Here is a 20,229-nt window from a genome sequence, read left to right on the forward strand (position 1 = left end):
AATAGAAAAATTTAAACAAAAAAAGGATGCCGCTTCTATCCCTATTGCAAACGATCGCGATTCCGAAGATTTAAACCAAACTGTTTTTATCTGCGTAGTTTAATTTAAAAAAGATAAAAGTCATTATAGAAAATGCAAGCAAAGAACTACCACCATAACTGAAAAAGGGCAGAGGAATACCAACTGTCGGGAATAGTCCCAAAACCATCCCGAGGTTAATGGCAAAGTGCATTAACAAAATTGAGGCAAAACAATACCCGAAAACACGGTTAAAAGTAGATTTCTGACGTTCCGCTAAATAATATATTCTTCCTATAAAAAGACAATAGACGAGAACGAGCATCATGCTGCCAAAAAACCCCCATTCTTCACCAACTGTGCAGAAAATATAATCCGTACTTTGTTCTGGTACAAATTTACCCTGAGTAACGGAGCCTTCGCGATAACCTTTCCCGAAAAATCCACCGGATCCAATTGCTGTTTTTGAGTAAAGTAAATTATAACCAGACGTATCGCGAAAAGCTTTTTCACCTTTGTAAAGAACCTCAATTCTTTCTCTTTGGTGTTTTGGCATTTTCTCCAGAATTTTTGGTGCGCCGTAAGATAATCCACACATTGCAATAATCCCAATGGCGATTGATAAGATACTGATCACATTCCAGTGAATTCGTCGGCTGTTTAAAAATAAAACAGCAGCGCTGATGACTAAAATTGGAATAATAACGTAAATGGGATCTATTCCTAAAGAGAGTAAAAATATTAAAGCAATAATGAAAAGCACACCGAAAAACCAGCCGCTTAAACCTTCTCGATAAAGTGCAATTACGAAAGCTAAAAACACCAAAAGTGAACCTACATCCGGAATTGCCAATACTAAAACGGCCGGAACACCGATTATAAGCAAAGCAGTTCGAAGAGATTTGGTTTTTTTTATATTAAAATCTGGTCCGGAAACAAAATTCGCCAACATTAAAGTGATTGCCAGTTTTACAAATTCTACCGGCTGCAAGCTGATCGGTCCAAACTTGTACCAGTTTTTTTGACCTAAAACTTCACTTCCGAAGGGAAAAAGACCAACTAATAACAGAACTCCTAAAACATAAAAAAGGGCCGATAAGTTTTCGAAAAACTTGGCGCGCATTATAAAAATTATGATGCCAACAAAAAGTGAGATCCCAAACCACATTAGCTGTTTCTGTCCGCTGTTTGGTTCTACACTGTATATATTTGCGATCGCAAAAAGACAAAGCAATATATAAAGTCCCAATCCTAATTTATCTATACCGGCTGTTTTCACTTTTTCTTGGTTTTAGATTTTGTAGAATCACTTTTCTTTTGAAGTGCGGCTTTAATATTTTTATCTGATATTGCTTTTAAACTATCCGCTTTTCTTTTAAGCTGAATAGAATCTGGTTTCGGCGGCACATATTTCCCGATTTTTTTTAAATGCTCGATGTATTGTCTTTTATATTCGGGCATAAAACTGGACGTTATCATCTTTTTGTACAGATAATCACGTTTTATAGTTCCTGTTATGTATTTTTCAGCAACCAAAGTAGAAGCTGGTCCAGCCCACGTTGCACCAAATCCCGCGTGATCCATCACAGAAGAAACTACGATTTTAGGATTATCTGCAGGCGCGATCAAAGTGAAAATCGAATTATCCTTCCCTTGTGGAACCTGCGCGGTTCCGGTTTTTGCCAGTTGTGTAAAATCCTGAGATTTTAAACCGGCGCCAGTTCCGTGAAGCATTACCTGCTCCATTCCATTCAACACGAAATCGAAATATTTTTTGTCAACTAAAGTCTGGTGTTTAACTTTAAATCTTGGGTCAGGATTTGGTTTTCCATCAATGTATTTTACAATATGAGGCGTATAATAATAACCTCTGTTAGCGATTGCAGCAGTATAATTTGCGAGCTGCAAAGGCGTTATTAAAATATCTCCCTGTCCCATTCCATTAAAAACAGCCCGAATGGGTTTCCAGTTTTTGCCAAATCTTTTTTCGTAGAATTTACTATCTGGTATTAAACCTTTGGAACCGGTTGCCAGATCATTATCTAAAAATTTTCCTAAGCCGAAACTGTGCATAATTTTTGCCCATTCATCTATACTTTTCCCCGGATTACCTGGATATTTATTTAAAATTGCCAAGTAAGCGTAAGAAAAATAACAGTTACTCGAAACCTGTATCGCCGGGATCAATGGAATCGCACCTCCGTGACCTTTTATCCGCACACCTTTGTAATTAAATCCCGCGCCACAAGGAAAAACGGTGTCAGGCGTCATCACACCCATTTGCATTCCTGCCAAAGCTGTCAGTAATTTGAAAGTCGATCCGGGGGGATAAGCAGCCTGCGTAGCGCGATCAAAAGTAGGAAGCCTGTTATATAAAGTATCGGTTTGAAGTTTATATAAATTTCTTGTTTTTTCCGGGCCTACAAATAGATTTGGGTCGATATCCGGTCCGGTTGCGAGCGTCAAAATTTCGCCTGTTTTAGGGTCGATTGCTACTACCGCACCAAATTTATTAACCATCATTTCTTCAGCTAATTTTTGAAGATCGTAATCAATCGTCAGCGTCAGATCTTTTCCTGTAACTACTGGAATGTCTAAAGTTCCTTCTTTGTATGGGCCAACATTTCTCAGTCGGATATCTTTTTGAATATAATTAATTCCTTTTTTACCGCGTAATTCTTTCTCGTATGATTTTTCAATACCGCTCATTCCGGCGATATCTCCGGGTAAATAATAAATAGAGTCGCGTTTTATATAAAGATCATTAACCTGATTTGTAAATCCAAGAAGATTACCCGAAGTTGAAACTTCATACTGACGTTGTGGTCTGGAAACGATGCTGAATGCAGGATATTTAAAAATAATTTCCTGAATTCTGGCAATTTCTTCGCGGCTGATATTTTTTATAAAAGTGACCGGCGTTAATTTGGAATAATATTTCTCTTTTTTTAAACCCGTTATCGCCTTGATAAAAGAAGCTTTTGTGATGTTCACAAGTTTGCAGAATCCGATCGTGTCAAAATCAGGTTTCATCAAAGCGGCAGTGAAAGAAATTTCAAATGAGGGTTGATTTCCCACTAAAATTTTACCATTTCTGTCAAAAATAACTCCTCTTTGTGGAATTACATATTCTTTTTTAATAGAAGTATTTGCCGCGTTGAGCGCATATCTGTCCGTTACAAGTTGCAAATAAGCAAGTCTTGCAACAAAAATAATAGCAATAACGGATAAGGCAATAATGACTTTAAAATATTGAGACTTCACACTTTTTGTTTTATTCTAAAAACCAACGCATAGACGAAAATGAATACGAAAGAGATTACACTTGTTATTAATACATTTATAAAAACCTCGAATAATCTTGTTAATTTAAAGAATTCTAAATATTGCACCAAAAGCTGGTGAATAAAAATACTTACAAAGATGAAAAATAAAAACTGAGACCAGTTTAAAGTAAGAAATGAGAAAAAATCTGTTGATGTTTCGGTAGAAGTCCGGAATATTAATGTTCGAAAATAGGCGATTGTTACCGTCGCAAAAGCATTAATTCCCCACGTTCCCAAAGCAATATCAACACCTAATCCCAGAATGAAACTTAGGAATAAAAAAACAAATTTGTTTCTAAAAAATGGGTAAAAAAGTACAAAAACAGGATACAAAACAGGAATATATTTTTCGAAGATCGCAAATCTGTTCAATAAAAATATCTGAATTACCGTAAGGCAAATCATCAGGATAATATCTGTAAAAATACTTCTACTGTTCATTTTTTTGCATTACAGCGTTTAAAGTGTCCGTTATTTTCTGCAATTCTACTTTCTTTAAATTTTTAACGACAAAGATTTTTTTCAGTTTGCCCATTTTTTCGGAAAGTTCTACGGAAATATCCCAAAATCCTGTTTTATTATCGATTTCGTAGCCTGCAATTTTACCAATCATAATACCTTGTGGAAATATAGAAGATTTTCCGTCAGTCATTACCGTATCTCCAACCTGCAAAGGAACGTATTTTGGAACATCAGATAAATGCATTGTTCGGGAATCTTCACCCAGCCAGGTTAAAGTTCCAAAATAGCCCGAATTTTTCAGCGAAGCACTGATCCGGATTTTATTTACACTTAAAACAGACTGTACCAAAGCGTAATTATCTGTCGTGTTGATCACAATTCCGGCAAGACCACTTGGTGCTATTACGCCCATTTTAGGAAAAACACCCTGATTCTTACCACGATTAATGGTAAAATAATTGTCGCGACGGTTAATACTGTTATAAACGACGTCACCATCTACGAAAGTATATATTTGACCACCTTTTGCCGTATCAATTATTTTTACAAATTTTGCTTTGGTGGCATTTTGTTTTCCGTAAACTTCTTCCATTAAAGCTTTATTCTGATTGACAAGATTTTCGTTCACCTGTTTCAATTGAAGGTAAGAAGCACCTTCATCAATATAGCCGGAAACCCAGGAGTTAAATGCCGCAGATTGAGCGGCAATGTATGATTGCTGCATGGAACTTCTGGTAAACATAAGAACCAGTGCCGTAATTTGTAAGAATATAAAAAAAACGAAAAGTGCGTTTTTTGAAAATAGTCTCAGCAAAAATGCCATCGTTTTAAGCTAAGGGAATTAATATTTTATTTCAGAAGAAAATTGAATTTATCGATATTTTTTAAAGCGATTCCTGTTCCGCGAACAACAGCTCTCAAAGGATCTTCCGCAACAAAAACAGGAAGTCCGGTTTTTTTGTGAAGTCTGTCGCTTAAACCGCGCAAAAGCGCACCGCCACCAGCTAAATAAATACCTGTTTTATAGATGTCAGCAGATAATTCCGGAGGTGTTAATGATAAAGTTTCCATTACAGCGTCTTCAATTCTGATAATTGATTTGTCTAACGCTTTGGCAATTTCTTTATAATTAACCATTATTTCTTTAGGTTTTCCTGTAATTAAATCACGACCCTGAACGGGTACGTCATCAATCGGCATATCTAATTCTTCCACTGCAGAACCTACTTCAATTTTCACTCTTTCAGCCGTTCTTTCACCGATATATAAATTGTGGTGCGTTCTAAGATAATAGGCAATGTCATTTGTGAAAACATCACCTGCAATTTTTACAGATTTGTCACAAACAATTCCACCTAAGGCAACCACTGCGATTTCTGTTGTTCCGCCGCCGATATCGATGATCATATTACCTTCAGGTTTTTGAACGTCAATTCCAACTCCTATTGCTGCAGCCATTGGTTCATAAATTAAACGAACTTCTTTAGCATTCACTTTTTGAGCAGAATCTCTTACTGCGCGTTTTTCAACTTCAGTAATTCCCGAGGGAATGCAAATCACAATTCTTAAAGCAGGCTGAAAAAATCTGCCTTTAATACCCGGAATTTTTTTAATAAATTCCTTTATCATGTGTTCAGACGCATGAAAATCTGCAATTACGCCGTCTTTCAAAGGTCTTACTGTTTTAATATCTTCGTGGGTTTTTCCCTGCATGTGTTTTGCCTGTTCGCCTACAGCAATGGGTTTGCCTGTAGAACGCTCGATAGCAACTATTGAAGGTTGATCGATCACAATCTTGTTGTTGTGAATAATTAATGTATTCGCAGTTCCTAAATCTATCGCAATTTCCTGCGTAAACATATCAAATAATCCCATTTTTTCCTGTATATTTAAGTTGACAAAGATAGAGATTTAGAACCATTCTAAAAAGTTTGATTTTAACAATTTTGGTTAAAGTTTTATTAAAATCTAAGTTACCTTTAATGTTCTAACTTATTATTAATCAAATTATTATTTTAAAATGATAAAAAAGATTTCATCCACTGAAACTCACCAACTTAGAAAAAATGTCTTAGGTGAAAATAATCCAGATTATCAATTTATTTACAATGGAGATGATGATCAAACAACATTTCATTTAGGCTATTTTGACGGTGAAATATTATCGGGAATTTTAACTGTGATGCAAACGGATGAAACCACTTTCCAGTTCCGTGGAATGGCAGTTTTACAAAGTCAGCATGGAAAAAATGTAGGCAAAAAATTATTGGATTTTGCCTCGGAACTTGTTAAACCGAATGCCAAAACAATTTGGTTAAATGCCAGAAAATGGGTAATTCCTTTCTACGAAAAAAATGGTTTTACAGGTGAAGATGATTTTTTTAACATCGATGGTATTGGTTTGCACCTGAAAATGAGTAAATTAAATACTTTTTAATTGATTTTAATCATAAGCACTATTGCCAAATACTTATTTATATAAGAATAAAAATCTTAAATTTGCAGTTCCTATGGACGTAAAATCACAAATTCATCAAACCAGTAATTTCGCCGTTTTAAGCGTGAGTTATGAAAAAGCAAATGCGGAAATCCGCAGCAAGTTTGCTTTTTTTGAGGATCATATAAAAGATTTTGTCGCGGCATTGCATCAAGCCAACTTAGGAGATGCATTTGTTGTTTCTACCTGCAACCGAACTGAAATTTATACCACAACGCCCAATTATTTATTGGTCGCGGAGCTTTACTGTAAGGTGATCGGCGTAAGTTTAGCTGAATTTATGGAGTTTGTAAGTATTCTGAAACGTGAAGAAGCATTGACGCATTTGTTCCGTGTTGCTTCGGGTCTGGAAAGTCAGATTCTTGGTGATTTTGAAATCATTGGGCAAATTAAAAATGCTTATCACCGGTTTAAAAAAGAAAAAAGCAGCGCCAATCCATTTCTGGAACGTGCTATTAATTCTGCCATTCAGATCTCAAAAAAAATAAAAAACGAAACGACCATTTCTACAGGCGCAGCATCGGTTTCTTATGCAGCAGTTCATTATATTTTAAATAATCAAACCCAACTTTCTGATAAAAATATTTTGCTATTAGGTGTTGGGGAAATTGGCCAAAATACGGTAGAAAATCTTGTGAAACACGTTTACAAACCGCAGATCAAGATTGCCAACAGAACTTCTGAAACGGCTGAAAAAATCGCAGAAAAATACAAAATTCCTTATATTGCATTTGATGATCTTGAGGAAGAACTTCACCAAACTGATATTTTAATCGTCGCCACAGGCGCTTCAAAACCGATTATTAATAAAAGCCATTTTCCTAATGGCAAAAAAACCTTAGTAATTGATCTTTCAATTCCTAATAATGTGGAGCAAAATATTACCGAAAATGAAAATGTAAGTTTGGTAAATGTTGACAATTTATCGTCTCACATTCAGGAAACAATGGTTTTGCGTAAGAAAGAAATTCCTAAAGCTGAGGAAATTATTAAGTTAATGACAAAAGAATTTCTGGAATGGGAAAAAAAGAGAAAATTAGCACCAAATATCCATCAGTTCAAAGCTTCGCTAAAAAATATTGAAACTTATGAAATGCATCAGTTTCACCGTAAACACAACTATGTGAAAGTGGAAGACATGCTTTTATCAGAGAAAATGATCCAGAAAATCACTAATCGATTTGCAAAATACATTATTGATAATCCCTGGAAAGCGGAGGAAGTAAGTAAATTAATGAACGAAATTTTAGTGGAAATGCCGAAAAATGAATTTAATGAAAAGCATTAGAATTGGGACAAGAAATTCGCCTTTAGCACTTTGGCAGGCAAGAGAAGTTGCCAGAAAACTTCAAAATAAAAATTTTAAGACCGAAATTGTTCCTATTATTTCTTCAGGCGACAAAAATCTTACACAACCGCTTTACACTTTAGGAATCACAGGAATTTTCACAAAAGACCTGGATATTGCTTTGTTAAATGATGAAATTGACATCGCCGTTCATTCGTTAAAGGATGTTCCTACAAATTTGCCAAAGGGCATAAAAATGATCTCAGTTTTAGAAAGAGATTTCCCACAAGACGTTTTAGTTCGAAATTCCCGTTCAAAAAATATTGACTTAAAAGATTTAAAAATTGCCACAAGCAGTTTACGCCGTCGTGCTTTTTGGTTAAAAGAATTTCCCGGAACTGAGTTTTCAGATATCCGCGGAAACGTTCAAACCCGATTAAAGAAACTTGAAGAAGGCGTTGCAGATGCAACTTTGTTTTCTTTGGCCGGATTAAAAAGAATGAATCTGGATATTCAGTATGAATTTTTACCTTTCATGCTTTCCGCGCCGTCACAAGGCGTTGTAGGAATTGCAGGACATGAAGATAAAACTGAAATCAATGAAATTTTAAAAAACATTTCTGATTCCCAAACTGAGATCTGCACAAATATAGAGCGTACTTTTTTAAACACTTTGGAAGGCGGATGTACTGCGCCAATTGGTGCTTTTGCTGAAATTAATGATAATAATGAAGTTCGTTTTTTAGGAAGAATTTCCTCTTTAAATGGTGAAAACACGATTGAAACCGACGAGATTTTTCAATACAATTCTAGCGACAATTTTGGAGAAAAATTAGCGCAGAAAGTTCTAAATAATGGTGGTAAAGAATTGATGTCTATTATTAAAATGTCTTTGTAATTATTTGTCGAACAGCATTTTAGTTAAAAAATCTTTTTCACCTTTTCCTCTTGCCGGTGAATATTCTCTCCCATAAAAAATGATCTGAAGATGAAGTTTATTCCATAAATTTTCAGGAAATATTTTTTTTGCGTCTTCTTCAGTTTGAATCACATTTTTTCCTTCCGTAATTTTCCATTGTTTTAAAAGTCTGTGAATGTGCGTATCAACGGGAAACGCGGCAACGCCGAAACTCTGACTCATCACAACGGAAGCTGTTTTGTGACCAATTCCTGGAAGCGCTTCAAGTTCTTCAAAAGTTTGCGGCACCTCGCCGTTATGCCTTTCTATTAATAATTCAGCCATTTTTTTTAAATTTTTGGCTTTAGTATTAGAAAGTCCGATTTCCTTTATTAAAAGTTTAATTTCTGCTTCTTCTAAAAGATTCATTCTAAAAGCATCGCCAGCAACTTCAAATAATTTTGGTGAAATCTGATTCACCTTTTTATCGGTCGTTTGCGCGGAAAGTGCGACCGCAACTAATAATTCAAAAGGCGAAATGTGATCTAAAGGAATGGGAACTTCTACATAAAGTTTTTCCAGTTCGTCGATTATTATTTTTGCGCGTTGCTTTTTTGTCATTTTAAATTTAACTTAGCACAAAAATACAAAGATATGTTACAAGCTGGTGATGTTTTACCGGAATTTGAAGTTCAAAATCAAGATGGAAAAACCGTGAAATCTTCAGATTTTGAAGGCAAAAAATTGGTCGTTTTCTTTTATCCAAAAGCCAATACGCCGGGTTGCACTGCGGAAGCCTGCAACTTAAACGAAAACTATAGTTTATTGCAAAAGCAGGGTTTTGAAGTTTTAGGAGTCAGCGCCGATCCCGTAAAAAATCAGAAGAAATTTCAGGAAAAATTTGCTTTTGAATATGATTTACTTGCTGACGAAAATAAGGAGATCTGCGGAAAATTCGGTGTTTGGCAATTGAAAAAATTTATGGGCAAAGAGTTTATGGGAATTGTAAGAACCACATTTTTGTTTGACGAAAAAGGAATTTGCACAGAAGTAATTTCTAAAGTGGAAACAAAAAATCACGCGGCGCAGATTTTAAAATAGTTATATTTCATAATATCTCAGCATTTCTTCATCGCCGGGAAAATCAATCATTTTGATATATTTTAAACCTAATTTTTCTATTAATTTTTGGGAAGAAATATTATCTTCGGTTGTAATTGCTGACAATTTTTTGAAATTAAATTTTTCAAAAACATTATCTTTTAATGCATTTGCGGCTTCAAAAGCATAACCGAAATTGTGAAATTCTTTTAAAACCGAAAATCCTATATCCGGAATGTCGAAACCTTCCCGAACGAAAATGCCTACAGCGCCAACCTTTACGTTGTCGCTTTTTCTGATCATCACGTAATTTCCAAAACCTAATTTCTCAAATTGTGGTTGAAATTTTTCTTTAATATAATTTTCAACGTCTTGTGAAGTTTTCAAATTTCTATCGCCAATATTTTTTATAAATAATGGCTCATTATAAAGTTTTAAGAAAAATTCTGCATCTGTGAGTTCAGCGATTTTTAAATGCAATCTTTCAGTTTCCAGTTCTTTTAAAATCATCGGATTTGTTTTGATAAAAGTAATTAATTTATTCTTGGTACAGATTTCGTAAAGTGTTCGACAAAATTAAACAATGAAAAATTTTAAAATAATTCTGACGTTTATTTTCGCAGGTTTTCTGTTGGGAAATTGTTCCTCACAAAAACAGAATTCGGAAAGCGATCAGAATTTGCGACATGAATGGCTGTTTGTTTCATTTCAAAATTTCAGCAAAGAAAAATTAGTTAAATCTGAAGCAAAAATTAATCTGAATATTCGGTCTGAAAATAAAGATCAATATTCCGCAAAAATGGGTTGCAACAGTTTATTTTTTACTGCCAAAATTAAGTCTGGAAATAAAATTGAATTTTCACAAGTTGGAGGTACAAAGATGTATTGCGAAGGAATGATGGATTTGGAAAGTGCTTTTGGTAAAGCCTTGCCAATGATGACTTCTTACAAAGTTGACGGTCATTACCTAACTTTGTCTGATGGAAAAGGGAACGAAATGAAATTTTTGGCCGCGGATTGGGATTAATTCACTGAAATTTCGACAATTAGTTTCTGCTTTAGAATCACTTCGATCCTTTCGGAAGAAAACAAAATCTTATTTTTAGCCCCGATAGAAGTGGAAATCCTTTTTTTCCAGATTGGTAGATCTAAAAAAAAAAGATTGGAACGGATAGCGGGTAGATCTTTTAAAAGAAACGAACATTTTCTGCTTCTGAATATTTTACGAAATAAATTTCAGGAAAAAAATAATAAATTACAATCACTATATTTGTATAAAGCGAGCAAAATTATATGTTAGATAAAAAAGAACACCAATATGAAAAAGCCGTTCTTGTCGGCGTGGTAACACAAAATCAAGATGAGAAAAAGTTAGCGGAATTTATGGATGAGTTAGAGTTTCTGGCTTTCACGGCAGGTGCGACGGTGGAAAAAAGATTCACTCAAAAACTGACGCAGCCAGATTCTAAATTATTTGTGGGAAAAGGAAAAGCAGAAGAAATAAAACAATATGTTATTGAAAATGATATCAACACGATCATTTTTGATGATGAATTGTCACCATCTCAATTAAAAAATTTAGAGCGTGAAATTGAAGTTAAAATATTAGACAGAACGAATTTAATTCTGGACATTTTCGCACAACGTGCGCAAACTTCCTATGCAAGAACGCAGGTTGAATTGGCGCAATATCAATATTTATTGCCAAGATTAAGCAAAATGTGGTCTCACCTTGATAAACAAAAAGGGGGAATCGGGATGCGTGGACCGGGTGAAACTGAGATTGAAACTGACCGTAGAATTATTCGCGACAAAATTACTTTGCTTAAAGATAAGCTGAAAGTCATTGACAAACAAATGGCAACGCAGCGCAATAACCGTGGAAAAATGGTGCGTGTGGCGTTGGTTGGTTATACGAATGTGGGGAAATCTACTTTGATGAACGCCATTTCCAAATCTGATGTTTTTGCGGAAAATAAATTATTTGCGACTTTAGATACGACTGTTCGGAAAGTGGTGATTGGTAATTTACCTTTTCTTTTGACGGATACTGTTGGTTTTATTAGAAAGTTACCGACACAATTGGTTGAAAGTTTTAAATCAACTTTAGATGAGGTTCGCGAGGCAGATTTGTTGATTCATGTTGTTGATATTTCGCACGAAGGTTTTGAAGATCAACTTAATTCTGTGAACCAAACTTTGGAAGAAATTGGCGCTCATAATAAGCCGATGATCATGATTTTTAATAAAATTGATGATTTTTCTTATGAGAAAAAAGCGGATGATGATCTGTCGCCGGAAACTCATAAAAATATTTCTTTGGAAGAATGGGAAAAAACCTGGATGGCGAATTCTAAATATCCGACGGTTTTTATTTCTGCATTAACCAAAGAAAATTTCCCGGAAATGAAGAAGATGATTTATGATGAAGTTCAGAAAATTCACATCGCGAGATTTCCTTACAATGACTTTTTGTTTCAGTATTTTGATGATGAAGAGGAAATTTAATTTTCATAGGATTTAAACACGAAGGCACGAAGGGTTTCACAAGGGAGTTTTTTTGAACTTTTAAGACACCAAAGTTTTTGTACTTTTTTTAACACGAAGGCACAGAGGGTTTCACAAAGCGTTTCTTTGAACTTTTAAGACACTAAGTTTTACTTCAAATTATTAATTAATAAATTTATGTCTGAAAATGAAATTTCTAAAATTGTTTTTGAACTTGGTTTAAAAATTCATAAAACTTTGGGACCGGGTTTGTTGGAAAACGCTTACGAAGAATGTTTGTTTTACGAAATTTCTAAAGCCGGATTATTTGTTCAAAGACAGAAACCGCTTCCCCTTGTTTATGAAGATATAAGATTAGAAGTTGGGTACAGAGTTGATTTAATAGTTGAAAATAAATTTATTATCGAAGTAAAATCTGCTGAAAATCTTCATCCTATTCATCTTGCGCAACTTCTTACTTATTTAAAATTGAGTAATTGCAAATTAGGCTATTTAATGAATTTCAACACTTTTCTTTTTAAAAACGGTGTAAAAAGAGTTATTAACGGAACGTTAAATTAGCAATTATCATTGTGTCCTAATTCATCATTAATCTTTGTGAAACCCTTTGTGCCTTCGTGGTAAATTAGCTTCTTTGAAATTATATTAAAATCTTCGTGAAATCTTTTGTGCCTTTGTGGTAAAATTAATTATTAAAATATTTAAAGGAAAATTTAGTTTTTATCTTCGTGTCTTAATTTAACGGTAATCTTTGTGAAACCCTTCTTGCTTTCGTGGTAAAATTCAGTTTATATAATGCAAAATAACTACGCTCAAATAATTTCGAATATTTACGCTGATATTTTATCTAAAGAAAATCTAGGTAAAGTGCCCGATTATATTCCGGAGATTGCCTGTATTGACGAAGATAAATTTGGCGTTTGCTTTTCAGATTTAAAGGAAAATAATTTTGGAAACGGCGATTTCTAAGAAAAATTTTCGATTCAAAGTATTTCGAAAGTTTTTGCTTTGACTTTGGCTTACGAACATTTGGGTGAAAAACTTTGGGAAAGAGTAGATGTAGAACCTTCCGGAAATGCTTTTAATTCTTTGCTGCAACTGGAAGCAGATAATGGAATTCCGAGAAACCCGTTTATAAATGCAGGCGCAATTGTTATTTGTGATATTTTATTGGAAATTTCTACAGATCCAAAAGATGAAATGTTAGAATTTATCAGAAATCTTTCGGGCGAAAAAAATATTTATTTCATTGAAAAAGTAGCAGCCAGCGAAATGAAAAATGGTTTTCGAAATGCGGCGATGTGTAATTATATGAAATCTTTTGGCAATATTAAAAATAAACCGGAAGATGTTTTAGATCTTTATTTTCATTTTTGTTCGATTGAAATGACGTGTAAAGAATTGAGCAGATCACTTTTATATTTGGCGAACAGTGGCAGAAATCCAATTAATAAAACTGAAATTTTATCAGCGAGTAAAGCCAAAAGAATAAACGCAATACTTTTGACGTGCGGGTTTTATGATGAATCGGGTGAGTTTTCTTTTCTCGTTGGTTTGCCGGGAAAAAGTGGCGTTGGTGGCGGAATTGTTGCAATTTTACCAAATCATTACTGCATCACAGTTTGGAGTCCGAAATTAAATCCGAAAGGAAATTCTTACCGAGGAATGAAGTTTTTAGAAGAATTTACAACGCAAACTGGCGAATCAATTTTTTAGGATAATTGATTTAAACTTATTTTCTAGCCATTTCCATTTTATAAGCCATAAGATTAGCGATATTTCGGGCTTTTATTTTTGCCATTTCAGCCATCTCACCTTCGAAATTCTCGTCTAAAGTATTTTTCCAAAGTAAAATCCAATGTTCAAAATGGTGCTTTTCCATTGCCTGCATTTCATTGATAGGAAAATGCTTCGACATTGGATTTCCTTTGTAGGAAGGTGTTCCGAAGAGTAATGTTTCTCAAAACTTGTACATTTTGGGTAAATGTAAATCCCAGTTTATTTTAGCCACGTCATTGAAGAAGAAGCCAATTATTTTATTTTTAGTTACCTTTTCATAAAATTTATTTACCAAAAATTCAACGTCTTCCTGTGTTTGCAACTGTTTCATAATTCAAATTTACGAAATTTAAAAACCTGACTTTTATGATATGGCGCATGATAAATAGTAATTAGATCGTTTTCGAAACTTCAATTAAAACAAAACATAAAAATTTTAGATTAATTTTGCATTATGTCAAAATTCTTAGATAGATTTTCTTCTTTAAAACCGGAAATAGATACTGGTTTCAGTTCTACTGCTTCAGGAAGATTTCTGAACGAAAACGGAATGCCGAATGTCAGAAGAAAAGGATTAAATCCTTTCGAAAAATACAGTTGGTACCATGTGATGATCAACCTTAATTCCTGGAAATTTATCACATTTCTTATTTTAGGTTACATTTTCACTAATATCATTTTCGCTTTTATTTATTATGCGATTGGGATTGACCATCTCACAGGCATTGATCACAGTGTTTTGCTTAATGAATTAATGGATGTTTTCTTTTTTAGTTCTCAAACTTTTACCACGGTTGGCTACGGAAGAATTGCGCCGGTAGGCTTTCTTGCAAGTTTGGTTGCCACTTTTGAAGCCTTTCTCGGGTTATTATTTTTTGCCATCGCAACAGGTTTATTTTATGCAAGATTTTCCCGTCCGCGTGCTTTTTTAAAATTTAGTAAAAATGCGCTTATTGCCCCTTATCAGGATGGTTCTGCGTTAATGGTTCGGGTTGCACCTTTTAAAAATAATCTTCTTACAAGTGCGGAAGTGATCATAACAGTTGCAATCAGCAATCGCGATCAATCAGATTCCCAGACGGAATTTTTCATTTTAAAAACAGAATTACCTAAGATTAATATTTTAGTGCTGAACTGGACGGTGGTTCACAAAATTGATGAAGATTCGCCATTTTATGGGGATGTTAATGAACTTTTAAAAACCGCAAATGTCGAGATTTTCACACAAATTCGTGCGTTTGATGAAGGTTTTGCAAGTACTGTAATTCAACGAACTTCTTATATTACGGAAGAAATTATTGTTGGCGCGAAATTTTTACCAATGTTTGAGCCGTCCACAGATCGTGAAACCACTATTTTAAATTTAGATAAAATTGGGGATTACGAAAAAGTAAATTTGCCGTAATGGATTTAAACTTTTACAAAAACGAAGCTTTAAAAAAAGCCAAAGAACACAAAAAGTTTCTAGAAAATCTTAAAAGAAAACCGCCGAAAAACTTAGATTATTTAGCGGAAGAAACGCACGAAGAGGTTTTCAGGGAAATTGATTGTTTATCCTGCGCAAATTGCTGCAAAACGACCGGACCACTTTTTATGGATAAAGATATTGAGCGAATTTCGAAACATCTGCGGATGAAACCGAAGGATTTTGAGTCAAAATTTCTGCAAACTGATGAAGATGAAGACCTGGTTTTGAAAAGTTTACCCTGTCATTTTTTAGGCGAAGATAATAGGTGTTCAATTTACGAAGTTCGCCCGAAAGCGTGTAGAGAATATCCGCATACTGATCGGAAAAAAGTTTACCAGATCAATAATTTGATGGTGAAAAATACGCTGATTTGTCCGGCGGCTTTTGTTTGGGTGGAGAAAATGCAGGAAAGAATTAAGTGAATTAAAATTTCTTATTTTCTAAACGTTAAAAGTATTTCATCATTAAGATGTTCTATTTCCAGGAATTACTTTTAGGATTTGATAATGACTTTCTAGTTTTTTTTCCATTTTTTTTGTCGTTTAAAAAAAACTAAAAATAAAAGATCCATATTAAACTAATTAATATGGGTCTTTATTTAAAATTTCGGCTTGTAATATTTATTTAATTTTCGGAAAAATAAATCTTAAAGCTAGATTTAGTATTAAACCAAGTAAACAACCTAGAAGGATGATGTAAAAATAATCTAACTGTTTGTTTTTAAATATTATATTTGATAAAATACAACCGATAAAAAACGTAATAAAAGCTATTAAAAACTGTTTCATTTATTATTTTTTATTTATTAATTTATATGTTTTGCGAGATATACAAATTTTGAATTAAATTAGCAATAATTCAAAGTTTAAAGCGTCAATTTTATCGTTTATACCAGCAACATTCGCTAAGATTATAACTGATTTTTTTTGATGTAAGTCAACACTCATTGATGACGAATAACCTCCTGTTCCGCCATTATGCCAATAAAATTCATTTCCATTTTCTGATTTAAGAATATGCCATCCTAATCCAATTTTCATTTTTTCATTTATTACAAAAGTTGGTAGTCTGGTCAATTCTAATTCTTTGTTTTTAACGTCAAATTGCGCATTTGCAAATTTTGATAAGTCTTCTATGGTCGATAATATTCCGCCGCCGCCAAACAACACATCAAAATCCCAGTTTGAGGCTGTTTCGCCCGTTTCTTTTAAACCTTTGATAAGATCTTTTCCCAATTTTTTGGAACTTGTAAAAGAATTTTTCATATCATATTTACCGAAAATATACTTTTGAGCCAAATTCTGAAAACTTGTTTTCTGTGACAAACCAAGTGTATATCCTAAAATTCCTGCGCCCAGATTTGAATAGGAATATTTTTTTGAAGGCTCATTTTCGAGTTTCAATTTATTTTTAAGATAGTCTTCAATTTTATTTTTATCGTAATCTTTGTAGGGATTAATGACATTGGTTAAATCCAGATTGTCTGGTAAACGTGGCAATCCTGAAGTATGATTGGCTAAATTTTTAAAATTTATTTTAATATCATCCTTGAATTTAAAAGGGTAGAAGGCATTAATGTTATCATCAAGCGAAATCTTTTTTTCCGTAACTAATTTTGCTAAAACCGTCGAGGTAAAAACCTTGGTCAAAGAACCAATTTCAAAAATTTTGTTTTGATTTTTAATTGGCTTTATAGTATCATTGATTTTTATAACACCATAATAATTTGTTTTTCCATTCTCAATAATTGCAATGGAAAGTTGCGTTCCATTTGGTAAATCGGAAGTTTTTGAAAAAATTATTTTCGAAATATCTGTTGGATACGAACTTAAAAAATTGATAGTATTATTCTTAGTGGAAATTTTATCTTTAAACGGCTGAATAAAAAATCCGTTTATTTTATTCGAACTGTCGAGGGAAATATTTACTGCAAAATTGCCTTTATCAAATTCTGTTTTGAAAGACGCATACTTTTTCTGTTCATATCCAACGAAATTTCCGCTCTTGATATTACCTGCTTGATTTTTTAAATCTGACAAAAACGATTTTGTGTTTTTGATTGGAAGTGCGTTTTGCATCTCAAGTGAAAAACTTTTAAAAATTTCATCAAATTTTTCTTCATTATAATTTATTAGGAAATTGTCAAATGCAGTTTTGTAGTTTGCAGTTTGACCAAATGAAATATTTGCCATAAACATTGTTATTAAAAATACAAATATTCTTTTCATTCGGTTTTTTTTATAATGTTAGATGAGGTTTTGCAAATTGGTGATGTTGCGGCTTAATAAGACAAATCTTTCTATTACAAATTAAACTTCGGAATATCTAAAATCTTTAATTTGGCGAAAATCTCGCACTATTGCCAATACGATGTTAGCAGACGTTTTTTTATTCAACTAATTTAATTTCTCCTGCCCAAAAACAAGCAATTTCATAATCTTGATAAGGATCTTTTCCTGATTTATTCAAGCACCATTGCCAATCTACAATTTTTGTGTTTGTTAGGATTTTCATAGTTGAACCTTCTGCAAATTCGAGTGTTATGTTTTTCATTTCGTCCAAATTAATTTGGGTGATTGACTTTCGAAGATTTGATGCTAAAATTGTACATTTAGGTACTTTTTCATTGTCAATACTATATTTAAATTCGGAATAATTATTTTTTAAAAAGTCATAAATCACCTTTTCTTCTTGAAATTCAATTGCATGTGCTGAAAGGGAATAGTTGCCAATAAAAATATCCCAAGTGTCTCCAAAACTAAACCTAGATATAAATTCTCCTACAAGTTTTTGATTTAAGATTTCCAATTCTTTATTCATTCGGTTTTAAATATTTTTAATTCTAAAATATCTTCTTGATTTTAAGAGATTTAAACCTTTTCAATTACTTTTCGATTTTAAACACTTTTTTTGGCAAAATGACTGCTAACGTTTTTCGGCTTTGCGATGGTGCGGATTAATATGACAAATCTTTCTATTATAAACTAAACTTCGGAAAATCTAAAATAGTTAAACTTGGCGAAAATCCCGCACTATTGCAAAACCGCTGTTATCTGTCGCTTTTCTTATCATAACCAAGATTTGAAACTACCATGCCTTCTTCTTTAAGTTCCAATCTAGAATCGTTTAATCTCATAATTTCATATAATATTGATGTTTTATTTTCAAAATTTAGAATCAAATTATTTCCAAGGATTGTCCATTTACCGTTTAGTTTTTCTCCTCTACTTTTTGAAGTAAATATATTATTATTTTTAAATTCTAATTTGTTCACAAAAATTATATTTTCAGTTTTTATTCCATCAATCATTGGAAATGCAATTGAATCACTAAAAACTTTAAACTCCCATTTTCCTTTGATTTTCTTGTCAGATTCAGGATTAAATTGAGCAGATAAAAAATTAGTTGAAAGTAAAACTAAATACAATATTTTCTTCATACAATCTGTTTTGTTGATGTGGAATTTTTATAAAGTGACAGATAACGGTTCTCGGCTTTGCGATGGTGCGAACTTCGGAACCGAGTATTTTCTGCTAAGATAAAATTTCTTGCGAAAGATAAGCGTGAATTTACCACAAATTTCGCCATTTATGCAAACCGCTGTTGGCAGCAGGTTTAATATTTAACTTCTAAATGCGATATGGATTTCAGTCTTTCGGATGCCACTTTTTGTTTAAATTTCTCCATCTTTAAGTTTAGAAATTCGTTTGGATTTTCTGGGCGATAGATATCAATATTGTACATAAATTTATTTTCAGGATCAAGCCATTCATCTATATCTAATATTTGTTTTCCAGTTTTTACATATATTCGCCTGTTTTCCAGTTTAATTATTCCCGTCTTGCCATTCAAATTATTAATAATTATATCATGAGATTTAGAATCAAAATATATTTGCTGTAAATCGCCGTATCGGTCTTCAATATCCATAAGATACATTCCATATCCAACGAATGATATTAAACCGACAAACAATATTGCTAACCTAATTATAATTCGTTTCATCAATTTAGACATAAATGTTTTTTCGAGTTGTCTTCAAAACTTGCTGGCAACGTTTTGCGTATTGGCGATAGTGCGTCTTTAACGCGGAAACTTTCTAAATATAAATTAACCTTCGGAATATCTAAAATGGGTAAACTTGCGATTCCTCCGCGCTATTGCCAATACGATGTTAGCAGAAGTTTTTTTATGTAATCCACAAATTCCAGTTTCTAACTATTCTCCAGTTTCCATTTCTTTTTTGAAGAATATAAGCTGTTCCATCTCCATAAATTCCATCTCGATAATTGACTTCTATGTAAGCAATACTTTGATTTTCTGTAAAATAAATATCTGAAAATTCTAAGTATTCATATGAATTTCTATTTTTGTAATCAAGTTCAATTTCTGAAATATTTGAATTCTTGAATTTTTTCTTTAGATTTTCGCTTATTTTAGTGATTCCATTTTCACGATTTTGAGATTTAAAAAACTTATAATCAGATTTGAATATAAATTTTTATGCTTTAAAATCAGGCTTTCCATTAGGACCAATCGGTAAAAAGTATCCTTGAAAATCTTTTTGGCTAAATTTTTTAAATTCTACACCAATTTTCATTGTTGAATTAGCAATTCTGTTGCTTGTAGAATCATTTTTAAGTGCTTTCAATTTTTGAGTATCAATAAAAGTTTCAATTATTGAATCAATATCGTTTTGGTTTGCAAAAAAATTGAACTTGGTACTTGAACAATTAATCAAAAAAATGAAACTAAAAATAAGCGTGATTATTTTCATAAAATTTCTGCTAACGGTTGGGTATTTCTGTTGGCGGGGATTTTATATAACAAGTCTTTGTAAATATGACAAATTGAACAATTAGCGAAAATCTTGATGATATAAAC

Annotated in this window: 21 protein-coding genes and 2 pseudogenes; 10 read left to right on the top strand and 13 right to left on the bottom strand. The window is 32.9% G+C overall.

Going from position 1 to position 20,229, the window contains the following annotated elements:
• Positions 1–70: 70 nt before the first annotated feature.
• Genes rodA through BM238_RS10155 form a run of 5 tightly spaced genes read right to left on the bottom strand, consistent with a single transcriptional unit; the run spans position 71 to position 5,681 of the window.
• Positions 71–1,297, bottom strand: coding sequence for a rod shape-determining protein RodA (gene rodA / locus BM238_RS10135; protein ID WP_090080420.1), 1,227 nt, complete (start codon positions 1,295–1,297; stop codon positions 71–73).
• Positions 1,294–3,282, bottom strand: a complete 1,989-nt coding sequence (locus BM238_RS10140; protein ID WP_090080422.1) for a peptidoglycan D,D-transpeptidase FtsI family protein — start codon at positions 3,280–3,282, stop codon at positions 1,294–1,296. The genes rodA and BM238_RS10140 overlap by 4 nt, the downstream gene beginning before the upstream one ends.
• Positions 3,279–3,785: a rod shape-determining protein MreD gene (locus BM238_RS10145; protein ID WP_090080424.1), complete on the bottom strand. Its 507-nt coding sequence runs from the start codon at positions 3,783–3,785 to the stop codon at positions 3,279–3,281. The genes BM238_RS10140 and BM238_RS10145 overlap by 4 nt, the downstream gene beginning before the upstream one ends.
• Positions 3,775–4,629, bottom strand: a complete 855-nt coding sequence (mreC, locus tag BM238_RS10150; RefSeq protein ID WP_090080425.1) for a rod shape-determining protein MreC — start codon at positions 4,627–4,629, stop codon at positions 3,775–3,777. The genes BM238_RS10145 and mreC overlap by 11 nt, the downstream gene beginning before the upstream one ends.
• Positions 4,630–4,655: 26 nt before the next feature.
• Positions 4,656–5,681, bottom strand: coding sequence for a rod shape-determining protein (locus tag BM238_RS10155; RefSeq protein WP_090080427.1), 1,026 nt, complete (start codon positions 5,679–5,681; stop codon positions 4,656–4,658).
• 145 nt (positions 5,682–5,826) lie between these two features.
• Between BM238_RS10155 and BM238_RS10160 the strand changes: the two genes are divergently transcribed.
• The 3 genes from BM238_RS10160 to hemC all read left to right on the top strand — a co-directional run bounded on the left by BM238_RS10160 (position 5,827) and on the right by hemC (position 8,489).
• Positions 5,827–6,243: a GNAT family N-acetyltransferase gene (locus BM238_RS10160; RefSeq protein ID WP_090080429.1), complete on the top strand. Its 417-nt coding sequence runs from the start codon at positions 5,827–5,829 to the stop codon at positions 6,241–6,243.
• Positions 6,244–6,316: 73 nt separating this feature from the next.
• Positions 6,317–7,591, top strand: a complete 1,275-nt coding sequence (gene hemA, locus BM238_RS10165) for a glutamyl-tRNA reductase (RefSeq protein ID WP_090080430.1) — start codon at positions 6,317–6,319, stop codon at positions 7,589–7,591.
• Positions 7,569–8,489 carry a hydroxymethylbilane synthase gene (gene hemC / locus BM238_RS10170; RefSeq protein WP_090080432.1) on the top strand — a complete coding sequence of 307 codons (921 nt, stop codon included), beginning with the start codon at positions 7,569–7,571 and terminating at the stop codon, positions 8,487–8,489. The genes hemA and hemC overlap by 23 nt, the downstream gene beginning before the upstream one ends.
• On the opposite strand, the gene BM238_RS10175 is transcribed toward hemC, so the two are convergent.
• Complete coding sequence (locus BM238_RS10175; protein ID WP_090080434.1) at positions 8,490–9,110, bottom strand: endonuclease III domain-containing protein; 621 nt, start codon at positions 9,108–9,110, stop codon at positions 8,490–8,492. It lies immediately after the preceding gene.
• Positions 9,111–9,143: 33 nt separating this feature from the next.
• Here BM238_RS10175 and bcp point away from each other — a divergent pair, with 33 nt between their 5' ends.
• Positions 9,144–9,590, top strand: a complete 447-nt coding sequence (gene bcp, locus BM238_RS10180; RefSeq protein ID WP_090080436.1) for a thioredoxin-dependent thiol peroxidase — start codon at positions 9,144–9,146, stop codon at positions 9,588–9,590.
• Here the strand turns inward: bcp and BM238_RS10185 are convergent, their stop codons facing one another.
• On the bottom strand, positions 9,591–10,100 hold the full coding sequence (locus tag BM238_RS10185; protein WP_090080438.1) for a GNAT family N-acetyltransferase: 510 nt from the start codon (positions 10,098–10,100) through the stop codon (positions 9,591–9,593). It abuts the gene before it with no gap.
• 73 nt (positions 10,101–10,173) lie between these two features.
• Between BM238_RS10185 and BM238_RS10190 the strand changes: the two genes are divergently transcribed.
• From BM238_RS10190 to BM238_RS10205, 4 genes and pseudogenes are all read left to right on the top strand, one after another.
• On the top strand, positions 10,174–10,617 hold the full coding sequence (locus BM238_RS10190; RefSeq protein WP_090080440.1) for an META domain-containing protein: 444 nt from the start codon (positions 10,174–10,176) through the stop codon (positions 10,615–10,617).
• Between the two features lie 266 nt (positions 10,618–10,883).
• Complete coding sequence (gene hflX, locus BM238_RS10195) at positions 10,884–12,098, top strand: GTPase HflX (RefSeq protein WP_090080442.1); 1,215 nt, start codon at positions 10,884–10,886, stop codon at positions 12,096–12,098.
• A 177-nt stretch (positions 12,099–12,275) separates the two neighbouring features.
• Positions 12,276–12,659: a GxxExxY protein gene (locus BM238_RS10200; protein WP_090080444.1), complete on the top strand. Its 384-nt coding sequence runs from the start codon at positions 12,276–12,278 to the stop codon at positions 12,657–12,659.
• A gap of 234 nt (positions 12,660–12,893) precedes the next feature.
• Positions 12,894–13,814 (top strand): annotated as a pseudogene (locus tag BM238_RS10205) (glutaminase).
• Between the two features lie 16 nt (positions 13,815–13,830).
• Here the strand turns inward: BM238_RS10205 and BM238_RS10210 are convergent.
• Positions 13,831–14,208: pseudogene (locus BM238_RS10210) on the bottom strand (group III truncated hemoglobin).
• Positions 14,209–14,331: 123 nt separating this feature from the next.
• Here BM238_RS10210 and BM238_RS10215 point away from each other — a divergent pair.
• On the top strand, positions 14,332–15,282 hold the full coding sequence (locus tag BM238_RS10215) for an ion channel (protein WP_090080446.1): 951 nt from the start codon (positions 14,332–14,334) through the stop codon (positions 15,280–15,282).
• Positions 15,282–15,767 carry a YkgJ family cysteine cluster protein gene (locus BM238_RS10220; protein WP_090080449.1) on the top strand — a complete coding sequence of 162 codons (486 nt, stop codon included), beginning with the start codon at positions 15,282–15,284 and terminating at the stop codon, positions 15,765–15,767. Before BM238_RS10215 ends, BM238_RS10220 begins: the two co-directional genes overlap by 1 nt.
• A gap of 420 nt (positions 15,768–16,187) precedes the next feature.
• On the opposite strand, the gene BM238_RS10225 is transcribed toward BM238_RS10220, so the two are convergent.
• The 5 genes from BM238_RS10225 to BM238_RS14420 form a co-directional block, all read right to left on the bottom strand.
• Positions 16,188–17,573 carry a serine hydrolase gene (locus tag BM238_RS10225; RefSeq protein WP_090080451.1) on the bottom strand — a complete coding sequence of 462 codons (1,386 nt, stop codon included), beginning with the start codon at positions 17,571–17,573 and terminating at the stop codon, positions 16,188–16,190.
• 160 nt (positions 17,574–17,733) lie between these two features.
• The gene (locus tag BM238_RS10230; protein ID WP_090080454.1) at positions 17,734–18,165 is read right to left on the bottom strand and encodes a hypothetical protein; all 432 of its coding nucleotides are present in this window, start codon (positions 18,163–18,165) and stop codon (positions 17,734–17,736) included.
• Positions 18,166–18,394: 229 nt separating this feature from the next.
• Entirely contained in the window at positions 18,395–18,784 is a 390-nt protein-coding gene (locus tag BM238_RS10235; RefSeq protein ID WP_090080456.1) for a lipocalin-like domain-containing protein, read from the bottom strand.
• A gap of 176 nt (positions 18,785–18,960) precedes the next feature.
• Positions 18,961–19,362: a hypothetical protein gene (locus BM238_RS10240; protein WP_090080459.1), complete on the bottom strand. Its 402-nt coding sequence runs from the start codon at positions 19,360–19,362 to the stop codon at positions 18,961–18,963.
• Positions 19,363–19,846: 484 nt separating this feature from the next.
• On the bottom strand, positions 19,847–19,996 hold the full coding sequence (locus BM238_RS14420; RefSeq protein WP_177205457.1) for a hypothetical protein: 150 nt from the start codon (positions 19,994–19,996) through the stop codon (positions 19,847–19,849).
• Between the last annotated feature and the right edge of the window lie 233 nt (positions 19,997–20,229).

This window comes from Halpernia frigidisoli (assembly GCF_900113805.1).
In the GTDB taxonomy this organism is placed as follows: Bacteria; Bacteroidota; Bacteroidia; order Flavobacteriales; family Weeksellaceae; genus Halpernia; species Halpernia frigidisoli.